Annotated in this window: 8 protein-coding genes; 5 read left to right on the top strand and 3 right to left on the bottom strand. The window is 73.2% G+C overall.

Annotated features, from left to right (window positions below; all coding sequences use genetic code 11):
* Positions 1-36: 36 nt before the first annotated feature.
* On the bottom strand, positions 37-738 hold the full coding sequence (locus ACFVIM_RS25375; protein WP_384305500.1) for a hypothetical protein: 702 nt from the start codon (positions 736-738) through the stop codon (positions 37-39).
* Positions 739-871: 133 nt separating this feature from the next.
* On the opposite strand from ACFVIM_RS25375, the gene ACFVIM_RS25370 reads away from it, so the two are divergent.
* From ACFVIM_RS25370 to ACFVIM_RS25360, 3 genes are read left to right on the top strand one after another with little or no spacing between them, the layout of a single operon-like run.
* Positions 872-1,561, top strand: a complete 690-nt coding sequence (locus ACFVIM_RS25370; protein WP_384305497.1) for a response regulator transcription factor — start codon at positions 872-874, stop codon at positions 1,559-1,561.
* A 2-nt stretch (positions 1,562-1,563) separates the two neighbouring features.
* Entirely contained in the window at positions 1,564-3,072 is a 1,509-nt protein-coding gene (locus ACFVIM_RS25365) for an ATP-binding protein (protein WP_384305495.1), read from the top strand.
* Positions 3,069-3,590, top strand: coding sequence for a GerMN domain-containing protein (locus tag ACFVIM_RS25360; protein WP_384305493.1), 522 nt, complete (start codon positions 3,069-3,071; stop codon positions 3,588-3,590). The genes ACFVIM_RS25365 and ACFVIM_RS25360 overlap by 4 nt, the downstream gene beginning before the upstream one ends.
* Before the next feature lie 146 nt (positions 3,591-3,736).
* Here the strand turns inward: ACFVIM_RS25360 and ACFVIM_RS25355 are convergent, their stop codons facing one another.
* The gene (locus ACFVIM_RS25355; protein ID WP_384305491.1) at positions 3,737-4,279 is read right to left on the bottom strand and encodes an FABP family protein; all 543 of its coding nucleotides are present in this window, start codon (positions 4,277-4,279) and stop codon (positions 3,737-3,739) included.
* 393 nt (positions 4,280-4,672) lie between these two features.
* Here ACFVIM_RS25355 and ACFVIM_RS25350 point away from each other — a divergent pair, with 393 nt between their 5' ends.
* Both ACFVIM_RS25350 and ACFVIM_RS25345 read left to right on the top strand, forming a co-directional pair.
* On the top strand, positions 4,673-10,873 hold the full coding sequence (locus ACFVIM_RS25350) for an RHS repeat-associated core domain-containing protein (RefSeq protein ID WP_384305503.1): 6,201 nt from the start codon (positions 4,673-4,675) through the stop codon (positions 10,871-10,873).
* The gene (locus ACFVIM_RS25345; RefSeq protein WP_384305489.1) at positions 10,873-11,301 is read left to right on the top strand and encodes a hypothetical protein; all 429 of its coding nucleotides are present in this window, start codon (positions 10,873-10,875) and stop codon (positions 11,299-11,301) included. Before ACFVIM_RS25350 ends, ACFVIM_RS25345 begins: the two co-directional genes overlap by 1 nt.
* A gap of 78 nt (positions 11,302-11,379) precedes the next feature.
* Here the strand turns inward: ACFVIM_RS25345 and ACFVIM_RS25340 are convergent.
* Positions 11,380-12,007 (bottom strand): tetratricopeptide repeat protein (locus ACFVIM_RS25340; RefSeq protein ID WP_384305486.1); only part of this gene is annotated, 628 nt, incomplete at its 5' end.

Below are 12,007 nucleotides of genomic sequence, written 5' to 3'. Positions count from 1 at the left end.
CCATCAGGCCACCGTGGCGCGGGGAACCCCGTGCGCCTACTGCATCCCGTCCAGGCCGTCGAGCAGCTCGCTCGCGCACGCCGCGCGGGCCTGCTGGTAGACGGCGGACTCGACGTCGAGCGCCGGGCTGGCCGGGCTCGGGTCACCGCCGGGCAGGACATGGCCACCGGACATGACGGGGTCGGTGAACTCCGGGACCCCGTTCTCGCGCATGCACGCGGAGTGCGCCAGCATCGAGGCGTAGTCCTTCTTCTTGTCCCGCTCGGGCTCCAGGTCCATGGCCTTCCTCAGCTCCGGGAGGCAGACCCCGTTCCTGCCGCCCTTGTACTCCTCACCGCCGCCCTTCGGGTCGATGACCTTCTCGATCTTCGAGAAGTCCAGATAGCCGCTGGACCGGGGGTCGGGGAAGTCCGTCACGCCGGCCTTGGCGCGCATACACCGGACATAGGTCAGCTGCGCCGCGAAGAAGACACTCGGACGCGCCTTCTCCGCCGATGCCCCGGATGCCCCCGATGCCCCGGGCGCCCCGGGCGCCCCGGACGAGGTGGCCGTCCCGGCCGCCGTCGGCGCATCGGATACGGAGGTGACATGCCCGGCCTTCTCGGCGCGGAGACCCTCACCCCCGCCGCACGCGACGGAGAAGGCGAGCAGGGGAACGGCGACGGCCGCCGCGAGCCGGAGCCGGGCCCGGCCACGGGAGATGGTGTGCGCCGTGGTCATGGTGTGTGTCGTGGTCATACGAGAAACGTGGGCCCCGCACATGGTGAGCGGTCCATGGCCGCATGATGAGCGCGTAACAATGCGCGCGATCGGCGCCCCGACCGCCCCCGAGGCGTCTGAACAGGGCGAACGGTCGCGCATAATCGCCCCCATGCCCCACGTACTGCTGATCGAGGATGACGCGTCCGTGCGCGACGGCATGGAACTGGTGCTGCGCAGACACGGCTACGGCATCGACACGGCCGCCACCGGTGAGGAGGCGCTCGCGTTCCTCGCCACCCCGGCGGGCGCGCGGGTCGAGCTGGCCGTGCTCGATCTGATGCTGCCCGGCGTCGACGGCTTCGAGGTCTGCCGCCGACTGCGCGCGACCGGCTCGGCCATCCCCGTGATCATGCTCACCGCGCGCGGCGACGACGGCGACATCGTGTCCGGCCTGGAGGCGGGCGCCGACGACTATGTGGTCAAGCCGGTGACCGCGCCCGTCCTGGAGGCGCGGATCCGCGCCGCGCTGCGCCGGGCCGAACCGGTGCGCTCGGCCCGGGGCGAGGACCACGCGGGTCTGGCCATCGACCGCGCCGGGCTCACCGTGACCAAGCGCGGCACCCCGGTCCCCCTGCCGCCGACCGAACTGCGGCTGCTGCTGGAACTCTCGGCCGCCCCGGCCCGGGTCTTCAGCCGGGAGCAGCTGCTCCAGTCGGTGTGGGAGCACGACTTCCTCGGTGACTCACGGCTGGTGGACGCGGCGGTCGGACGGCTGCGCGCCAAGATCGAGGATGTGCCCGCGCGGCCCCGGTACATCCAGACGGTACGCGGCTTCGGCTATCGCTTCGGGCCGGTGTGAGCGTGCGCGGCCCTCAGCGGCGGCCCCGGATACGCGGGTGGGGCCGCCTCCTGCCACGGCTCGGCGGGCTGCGGGCCCGGCTCGTCGTCGCCTTCGTCCTCGTCGCCGTCATCAGCGCGGTGACCGCGACCGCGCTGGCCTACCGCGAGTCCCGCGACGCCGTCCTGGAACGCCGACAGGACGCCGTCCAGCACGATGTCAGATCCCGGGTGGGGCAGGCGGCGGCGGCCTTCGACGTCCCGGCGGACCAGATCTCGCTCGCCCGTCTCGTCGGCGGCCTCGCGGACGGTCTCGGCGACGGCGCCGTCGTCGTCGCCCGGTACCGCTCCCTCATGGCGTCGTCCGACCCGGCCGCCGACCAGTCCTGGATCACCTCCGAGCTGCGCGAGGCGGTCCGCACCCGCAATCGGATGAGCGTCCAGCGGGTCGAGTGGCGCGGTGGCCCCTATCTGGCCGTGGGCACGCCCGTGACCTTCGAGTCGGCCCAGCCGTCCGAGCCGTCCGAGCCGTCCGGCCTCGATGTCTTCGCCGTCGTCTCGCTGCGGGCGGAGCTGGAGGACACGGCGGGCCTGCTCGACGCGGTCCGCGACGGAACCGTGCCGGTGGTGCTGCTCGCCACCGTCCTCGCCCTCCTCGCCGCCGGTACCGTGCTGCGGCCGGTACGGGAGCTGGCGCGGGTCACCCGGCGGCACGCGGCCGGTGACCTCACCTCCCGGGTCCGGGCGCGCGGCCGCGACGAACTCGCCGACCTGGCGCGGGACTTCAACCGGACGGCCGATGCCCTGGAGGCGTCCGTGATCGAGCTGCGTGAGCAGGACGCCCGAGCGAAACGATTCGTCGCCGATGTCTCGCACGAGCTGCGGACCCCGCTCGCCGCGATGACGATGGTCGCCACCGTCCTGGAGGAGGACGCGGCCTTCCTGCCGCCGGACACGGCCCACGCCGCCCGTACCGTCAGCGAGGAGACCGCGCGGCTGGCCCGGCTGGTGGACGATCTGATGGAGATGTCCCGCTTCGACTCGGGCGCCGCCCGGCTCAACCTCACCGACACCGACCTCGCCGAGGCGGTCCGCGCCACCCTCTCCCTGCGCGGCTGGACCGACCGGGTGCGCGTCACGCTCCCGCACGGGGTCCGGGCGCTGGTCGACCGGCGTCGCGTCGATGTGATCGTGGCCAACCTCGTCGGCAACGCGCTGCGGCACGGCGCCGAGCCCGTCGCGCTCACCCTGGCCACCGACCCGGCGGGCGACCGGGTGACCGTGGAGGTCACCGACGCGGGCGCCGGACTGCCGCCCGAGGTCCTCGCCCGGGTGTTCGACCGGTTCTACAAGGCGGACTCCGCGCGTACCCGCTCGGAGGGCAGCGGTCTGGGCACCGCCATCGCCCTGGAGAACGCGCGGCTGCACGGCGGCACCATCGACGCGGCCAACCGGCCGGGCGGCGGAGCCGTGTTCACGCTGCGACTGCCCTGGCGGGTGCCGCCGGACGCCACCCCCGAGGAGGACCGATGACCACCGTACGCAGGGCCGCCGGGGCCGCGCTGGCGCTCGCGCTGCTGGTCGCGGGCTGCGGGGTGCGCCCCACGGGCGTCCTGGACGGCGGCGAGGCCGCCGGGGGCCTGACGAAGGGGCTGCGGCTGTACTTCGTCTCCACGGCGGGACGCCTGGAGGCGGTCGGGCGCCCCGAGGTGCCGGTGGAGGAGCTGGACAACCTCCACATCGTCCTCAAGTACCTCGGGGCGGGCCCCACGGAGGCGGAGCTGAGGTCGGGGCTCGCCACCCTCGTGGACGGGGGTGTGCGCGAGATCGGCGCCGACGGGGACGGGGTCACGCTGTGGCTTGAGGAGGAGAGCCTCGACACCTCGACGGCGCGCGGCCGCAACCGCGTCGGCCAGCTGGTGTGCAGCCTGGCCCGGGCGCGTGCCGTGAGCCATGGCGCGGGCCGGAAGCGGACCGACGACATCACCGTCACCGTGAAGCCCTCGCGCGGACGGTCCGGGACCTTTGTGTGCTCGGACTTCCTGAAGTGAGGCGCGGGGCCGCGCGGCTCGCCGCGGCCATGGCGGGACCGGTCACACGCCCGGCGCCGCTCGCCTCGCCCGCTGATCCCGTGCGCCCTCGCCCCCGCCCCCGCCTCCATCAGTCCGTCCGCTGATTCCGCGCGCCCCCGCCCCCGTCAGCCCGCCCGCCGCAAACGGGCCGACAGATGGTGCTGGAGCGGCTGCCCCACCGCCGCGAGATCGTGGACGAAGTCAAGGGTGTCCTCGTCGGTCAGGGTGTAGCGGCGACGGCTGCCGCTGACTTCCTTGGCGATGGGGGTGAACGCCACCTGGTGGGTCGTCAGGTCGACCGCGCCGCCGCCGGTGTCGCCGACCAGGAGTTCCGCGACGCCCGTGGGCTGGGTGATCAGCGCCTCCACCCGTCCCTCGGGCTGGAGGCGCCACCAGCCGCTCTCCCGGGCGGCCGGTCGCAGCGGGGCGCCGTCCCGGTCGAGCAGCCAGGCCCGTGCCTCGTACCGGAGGAAGGGGCGTCCGTCATGGCTGAAGGAGACCTCCTGCGCGTAGGTGAACTCCTCGGCGAGCGTGGGGTATCCGCCCGACCCCCGTCCGGTCCAGGTGCCCAGGAGTCCGAGCACCGGTGCGAGCAGCGGGTGGGCGGCGGGAGGTCCGTCCCGGTGGGCCGTGTCGGGGTACGGGGGTGTCTGCGCGGGTCCGGACATGAGCGCGCTCCTGGTTCGGGGGAGATGTCACCCGGCAGCGTAGGCCGTGCCCGCGCCGGGGCGCGAAGCGTCCTGAGGCCTCCCTCGGATGTCCCATATAAAGTCCGCGTGAGCAAGATCACCGCAACCTTGTGACGGCGCCATGTCAAGATTGTCCGATCCTGGGTTACTTGGGGATCTTTCGGTGCTGGTTACGTTCTCCCAGTCATCTCCGGCATCTCGGAGATGCCGGGAAAACATCCAAGCGACACAGAGAGACCACGAGGGAACCACTCCGTGGAATTCACAGAAGAGCAACCGTCGATGACGGTTGACATGCCCGGGCCAGAAGAGCGGTCGAGACCCTGGACCGGCCGCAGCCTGCGCCACCTCTCGGGCGGGCTGGCGCTGGCGCTGGCCGTCACCCTGCTGGACGGCGCCTCCTCGGCGGCGACGGCGAGCGCCGCCCCGCTGCCCGCCGCGGCGGAGCGGAAGGAGACCGTCACCCAGGCCGCCGACATCGCGTCCGCCCGCGTCGCGGCCCGGCTGTCGGGCGCCCGGGTCGAGGCCCTGTCGGAGCGCACCGAGACCTCCACCACCTGGGTGAACAAGGACGGTTCGCTCACCACCGAGCTGACCTCGGGGCCGGTCCGCTTCCAGGAGCCCGGCTCGGACGAGTGGCGTGACGTCGACCTGGACCTGGTCCCGGCGGCGGGTGGGGTGGAGCCGAAGGCCCACCCGCGCGGGCTGCGGCTGGCCGGGCGCACGGGTGCCCCCGCGCGGTCGCTGAAGGCCGCCCAGTCCGGCCGCGCGACCGATCTGGTGACCCTCGGCGAGGGCGACCAGAGCGTCACGCTCCAGTGGCGGGGCGGCCTGCCCGCGCCGACGCTGGACGGCACCCGCGCGGAGTACGTCAACGCGGTGCCCGGCGCCGACGTGGTCGTGGAGGCCACCCGTACCGGCTTCGAGCAGTATGTCGAGCTCAAGCGGCGACCGGCGGCGGAGGGCTACGGCTACACGCTGCCGCTGCGCGCCAAGGGGCTGAAGATCAAGCAGCGCGCCGACGGCGGCTTGCTCTTCACGGACAGGAAGAACGCCGCCAAGGCTGTCATGCCCGCGCCAGTCATGTGGGACGCCACGGTCGACAAGGTCTCCGGCGAGCACACCCGCCGGGCCCGGGTCGGCATGAAGGCCGTGCAGACCCGGGACGGCGTGGACCTGGTCATCACGCCCGACCCGGCGTTCCTGGCCGACCCCAGGACGGTCTACCCGGTCACCATCGACCCGTCGACCTCCGCGCTCTCCAACGTCTTCGACACCTACGTCCAGCAGGGCGAGACCGTCGACTGGTCCGCCGACACCGAGCTGGACCTCGGCAACCCGGGCACCACCAACGCCAACGGGACCCCGCGCACCGCGCGCTCCTTCATCTCCTGGAACACCACTCCGATCCAGGACGCCCTGGTCACCAGCGCCAAGCTGTCGCTGTGGAACTTCCACTCCGGCAACACCGACTGCAAGGCCCAGCCCTGGGAGGTGTGGTCCGCCGGGGCGGCCTCGACCTCCTCCCGCTGGACCGCGCAGCCCGCGTGGACGGCGAAGGAGGCCACCTCCACCGAGACCAAGGGCAACCCGGGCTGCGCCGGCGCACCCGACGGCTGGATCAACGCCGACGTCGCCACCCTGGTACAGAAGTGGGCCTCCGCCAAGGCCACCCGCGGCCATATGGGCCTGCGGGCCACCAGTGAGACGGCGACGGCGCAGTGGAAGCGGGTCAACTCCGCCAACGCCGCGGCCAACCCGCCCAAGCTGACGGTCACCTACAACTACCGTCCGCGCACCGGCACCAAGCAGGAGGCGGGCCCGCCGTACTTCTCGTACGGCGGCGCGTACACGGTCGGCACGACCACGCCGACCCTGCGCGACACCTTCGTCGACGCCAACGGCGACAAGGTCAACGGCACGTTCCAGATCTTCGACAGCGCCACCAACGCCCAGGTCGGCGACGTGATCGTGTCGAAGTACGTCCCCTCGGGGCAGCCCGTCTCGGTGACCGTCCCGGCGGGGGTGCTGGCCAACGGCAAGACCTACCGCTTCCGTACCAACCCCTTTGACGGGGCGCACTACAACACCGGCTGGTCCGCGTGGAAGACGTTCACCGTCGACACCAGCGCCCCCTCCGCCCCCGGTGGCATCAGCTCCACCGACTACCCGGCCGGGCAGTGGGTGAAGGGCGCCGGTCAGAGCGGCACCTTCAGCGTCACCCCGCCCGCCGCCGACCACAACTGGCTGGAGTGGACCCTCGACGGGGTCAACTGGACCAAGGCCGCCACCAACGGCGCGGCGGGCGCCAAGGCCATCGCCGTCACCCCGCCCAAGGACGGCACCCACACCCTCCAGGTCCGCTCGGTCGACAAGGCCGACAACAAGTCCGAGGCGGTCTCCCACACCTTCCACGCGGGCCCCGGCGGCTTCGTCACCCCCGCCGACGGTGAGCGCACCGCGCGCCGGGTGCGGCTCGCGGCCGAGGCCGACGGCGCGAAGTACGACAGTGTCGCCTTCTCCTGGCGGCGCTCCGAGGCCGACCCGTGGGCGCGGATCCCCGTCGCCGACGTCACCTCCGGCGGCACCCCGGTGACCGCCTGGCCCGTCCCGCTGACCGGCGGCAAGAACGCCCCGCTCATCTGGAACGCCACCGACACCGTCGACCCCGACGGCACCGTCCAGATCAAGGCCGACTTCACCGGCCCGGCGGGCGCCACCGGCGCCACCGCGCCGCTGGGTGTCGTCGTCGACCGCAACGCCGACGGCGCCGCCACGGACGAGATCGGTCCCGGCACGCTCAACCTGCTCACCGGCGACTACACCCTCTCCGCGACCGACGCCAACGCGTTCGACCTGTCGGTCACCCGCACCGCCTCCTCCCGCACCCCCGACGGCGGCGCCCGTCAGGAGGGCCAGGCGGCGGTCTTCGGCAAGGAGTGGGTCTCCGGCACCACCGCGGAGATGACCGAGTCCGAGTACAGCCACATCCGCAGGATCTCCGACACCGCCGTCGCCGTCGTGGACGCCGACGACAGCGAGACCTTCTTCACCGCCAACGCGGGCAAGAGCGGCTGGATCCCCGAGAGCGGCTCCGAGGACCTGACGCTGACCGGCTCCGTGGCGACCGCCTTCACCCTCACGGACACCGCGGGCACGGTCACCACCTTTGCCAAGGCGGGCGCGCAGGCCCCGACCTGGCAGGTCACCAGCACCCTGCTGGACGGCCTCGCCCAGTCCGCCACCACCGTGGTCTCCGAGACCGTCACCCAGGGCGGCAAGACCCTGGCCCGTCCCAAGCGGATCATCGCCCCCACCTCGGCCGCCTCGGCCGCCGCGTGTGAGGCCGACCCGTCGGTCCAGGGCTGCCGGGCGCTGGAGTTCGTCTACGCGACGACCACCACCGCGACCGCCGCCGCCCTCGGCGACTTCGCCGGGCAGGTCAAGGAGATCCGTCTCTGGTCCACCGCCCCCGGCGCCGCGAACGCCACCGCCAAGGCGCTCACCGCCTACGGCTACGACGAGGCCGGGCGCCTGCGCGAGCAGCGCAACCCCCACCTGCCCGCGGCCTCCCGCACCCAGTACGCCTACGACGGCGCGGGCCGGGTCACCCAGGTCACCCAGGGCGACCGGCTCCCCTGGAACCTCACCTACGGCACGGCGGGCAACGCCGCCACCGCCGGTGCGGGCATGCTGCTGAAGGCGTCGCACGCCGGGCTCAAGCCGGGCACCGCCGACGTCCAGGAGTCCACCGCCACCACCAGCGTCGTCTACGACGTCCCGCTGACCGGTACCAAGGCGCCGCACGCCATGGGCGCCGCCGACGTCCGGGCCTGGGGCCAGACCGACGCGCCCACCGACGCCACCGCCGTCTTCCCCGCGGACTCCGTCCCCGCCGGCCACACCGGCGACGGCCTCGGCGCGGGCGACTACCGCCGCGCCGAACTGCACTACCTGGGCGCGTCCGGACGTACGGTCAACAGCGGCACCCCCGGCGGTCACCTCACCACCACCGAGTACGACGACTCCGGCAACACCGTCCGGGAGCTGACCGCCGCCAACCGGGCCGTCGCCCTCGGCCTGAGCGCCGGGGACCGGGCCGTCCAGGCGGAGCTCGGCATCGTCTCGCTCAGCACCTCCGACCGGGCCGAACTGCTCTCCACCCGTTCCGTCTACGACGCCTCGGGCACCCGTGAGCTGGAGGAACTCGCCCCGCTGCGCCGGATCGACCTGACCCAGGACCTGACCTCCGGCTCCACCGTGCTGGTCCCCGCCGGAACCCCGGTCACCGCCCGTGGCTGGACCGTCAACCAGTACGACCAGGGCCGTCCCACCGACGGCACCGCCACGGTCAGGGACCAGGTCACCCGGGCCACCGTGGGCGCGCAGGTGCGCGAGCACCCCACCGTCCACGCCGAGACCAAGACCACCGAGACCAGCTACGACTGGGCCAGGGGCCTGGTCACCACGACGGTCGTCGACCCCGGCGGGCTGGCCCTGACCACCCACAAGGAGTACGACGCCCAGGGCCGGGAGACCCGGGTCGTCATGCCCGGCGGCGCCGCGTCCTCCGCCACCACCCAGGTGAGCACCTACTGGTCCGCCACCGGCACCGGGGCCTGCCAGGGCCGCCCGGAGTGGGCCGACCTGCTCTGCTCCACCGGCCCGGCGGGCGCGATCACCGGCGGCGGCGCCAACCCCGCCACCCTGCCGACCACCACCACCACCGAGTACGACTGGTGGGGCAACACCGCCAAGGTCACCAAGACCTCCGGCACCGTCGTCCAGTCCACGACGACCAGCCATGACGCCGCGGGCCGCCCGACCGGCTCCGTCACCACCGGTGGCCCCGGACCGCTGGTGCCCGCGACGACGATCGAGTACCACCCGGCCAACGGGCAGGTCGTCAAGACCACCTCGGCGACCGGTGGCACCATCACCGAGGCGTACGACCGGCTCGGCCGCCAGATCGCGTACACCGACGCCGACGGCGGTACCACCACCACCGAGTACGACCTGCTGGACCGGCCGCTGAAGGCGACCGACTCGGTCCCCTCCACGGTCACCTACACCTACGACCACACCGCCGAGCCGCGCGGACTGGCCACCGCCACCAGCGACTCCGTCGCGGGCGTCTTCCGCGCCACGTACGACGCGGACGGCTCCGTCAGCAGCGAGAAGCTGCCCGGCGGCTACACCCTCACCACCCAGGAGGACACCACCGGAGCGCCGCTGCGGCGCACCTACACCCGCGACAGCGACGGCACCGTCGTCTACGGCGACACGGTGACCGAGTCCGCGCACGGCCAGATCACCACCCACGCGGGCTGGACCGACCAGTCCTACGGCTATGACCGCGCCGGGCGGATGACCCGGGTCGAGGACACCGCCGACACGGTCTGCACCCTGCGCACCTACGGCTTCGACGCCGCCACCAACCGCACGACGCGCACCTCCGCGACCGGCACCCCCGGCGCCGACTGCCCCACCACCGGAGGGACCACCACCACCCATACCTACGACAGCGCCGACCGTCTCGTCGACGCCGGTTACGGCTACGACGCCCTCGGCCGCACCACCGCGCTGCCCGGCAGCACCCTGGAGTACTGGTCGAACGACCTCGTACACCGGCAGACCAGCGGCTCCCAGCGCCAGACCTGGACCCTGGACGCCTCACACCGCGTCCGTGGCTGGACCACGGAGACCGGCTCCGGCACCACCTGGACCGCGACCGGCGCCAAGGTGAACCACTACGACAGCGACGGCGACAACCCCCGCTGGACGGTGGAGAACGCCTCCGGCGCGCTCACCCGCAACGTCGACTCCGCCTCCGGTGACCTCGGCGCCACCACCTCCACGACCGGAGAGGTGGTGCTGCACCTGAGCAACATCCACGGCGACGTGGCGCTCCAGCTCCCGCTGGACGCGGGCGAGGCCCCGGTGGCGCTCGACAACGACGAGTACGGCAACCCGCGCCAGGGCCAGCAGCCGGTCCGCTACAACTGGCTGGGCGCCAAGCAGCGCTCCGCCGAGACCCTCACCGGTCTGGTCCTGATGGGCGCCCGGCTCTACAACCCGGTCACCGGACGGTTCCTCTCGGTCGACCCCGTGCGCGGCGGCACCGCCAACGCGTACGAGTTCTCCTTCGCCGACCCGGTCAACCGCCCCGACGTCTCCGGGAAGATCGTCCCGGCGATCCTGCTGGGCGCCCGGGCGGCCTGGGCCTGCTGGCGGCACTGCGGCAAGGTCTACCGCGCCGCCAAGACCGGCTACCGCGCCTACCGCACCTTCAAGAAGCGCAACAAGGTCGAGAAGTTCTACAACTCCCGGGGCCGGTTCGGCTCCTGGGCCCAGAACAACCGCTGGATCGGCAACAACAGCCGCCGCTTCGGCAACGGCCTGCTCCCCAACAGCCGACAGGGCACCTGGAACGTCCGGGGCAACCGCTACCGGGCGGGCTGGAGCGCGTACGGTTTCCGCAAGACACATCTGCGGGTGAAGAAGGCACGGCAGGTCTTCCGGGTGGGCGTCGGCAAGCGCCACTGGGACCTCTGGGTCGGAAGGTGGTTCTGATGAGTGACACGCGCGATGACCGCGCCCGGGTCCAGGAGGCCATGGAACGCGCCGTCCGCGCGGCCGGGGCCACCACCTCCCTCTTCGAGCACCGGCCCACCGAGGACGGCCGGGGCTGGGTCCTCGACTGGGAGGGCACCGTCGACGGCGAGACGGCCGACCTGTCGGTCATCGGTTACGGGGGGGACCTCCCGGTCCAGTTCTTCGTCGACGCCTGGCTCCTCGAAGGCGTCGCCAAGAGCGACATCCCGGCCGTGATCGCCGCCACCCTCGGCGGGGGCGGCGCGCGGATCGTCACCTCGGGACGGCTCTTCTGGAAGGGCGCGGAACTCCTCGTACCGCTCCCGGGAGGGGAGCTGACCTCCTCGGTCCGCAACCCGTCCGACGCGAGCCCGGCGCCGTGGGAGCAGCGCGCCGCCGGTAACTGATCCACACACCGCCCGGCGAGAGAGCCGTGGCTGGTCGCAGCGCTGAGTAGCGCCGCGACCGGCCACGGCTCGATCCGTTTAATGACCTTCGTGGCGCCGCGTGGGGTCGGGATGGTGTGGCGGCGGCGGGGGGCTGGTGGGCGGCTCGTTCCCGTCATGGCCCGAACGGGCGGTCCCGGCGGGCTCGGCTTCGGGGAGGAGCCCGGCGACACGGTGGAGGGCGGCGAGGTTCTCGTGGGCGGTGAGGGTGGTGGGGTGGTCGGGGCCCAGCAGGCGGGTGGACTCGGCGGCGACCCGTTCGGCGAGGGCCAGTGCCTGCTGGGCGTGTCCGGCGGCTAGCTGGACGACGGAGAGGACGCGGCCGGTGGTGAGGGTGGTGGGGTGGTCGGGGCCGAGTACACGGGCGACATCGGCGTGGACCGCTTCGGTGAGGGTGAGGGCTTCGCGCGCGCGTCCGGCGCGCTGGAGAGCGGTGGCGAGATCGAGCCGGGCGGTGAGGGTGTCGGGGTGGTCGGGGCCCAGCAGGCGGGCGGAGTCGGTGGCGACCCGCTCGGCGGCGGTGAGGGCTTCGCCGGAGTGTCCGGCGTGGTGGAGCGCGGTGACGACGTTGCGCCGGGCGGTGAGGGTGTTGGGGTGGTCGGGGCCGAGGACGCGTTCGGTGTCGGTGTGGACCTGTTCGGCGAGGGTGAGCGCGTCCTGGACGCGT

The sequence above is a fragment of the Streptomyces sp. NPDC057638 genome (assembly GCF_042800315.1).
In the GTDB taxonomy this organism is placed as follows: domain Bacteria; phylum Actinomycetota; class Actinomycetes; order Streptomycetales; family Streptomycetaceae; genus Streptomyces.
Note: the sequence above shows the minus strand (reverse complement) of the source record. Positions and strands in the feature narration are given on the sequence as shown.

Coding starts and splice junctions, on each gene's coding strand:
- ACFVIM_RS25375 (WP_384305500.1), bottom strand. CDS start 738: ATGACCACGACACACACCATGACCACGGCGCACACCATCTCCCGTGGC.
- ACFVIM_RS25370 (WP_384305497.1), top strand. CDS start 872: ATGCCCCACGTACTGCTGATCGAGGATGACGCGTCCGTGCGCGACGGC.
- ACFVIM_RS25360 (WP_384305493.1), top strand. CDS start 3,069: ATGACCACCGTACGCAGGGCCGCCGGGGCCGCGCTGGCGCTCGCGCTG.
- ACFVIM_RS25355 (WP_384305491.1), bottom strand. CDS start 4,279: ATGTCCGGACCCGCGCAGACACCCCCGTACCCCGACACGGCCCACCGG.
- ACFVIM_RS25345 (WP_384305489.1), top strand. CDS start 10,873: ATGAGTGACACGCGCGATGACCGCGCCCGGGTCCAGGAGGCCATGGAA.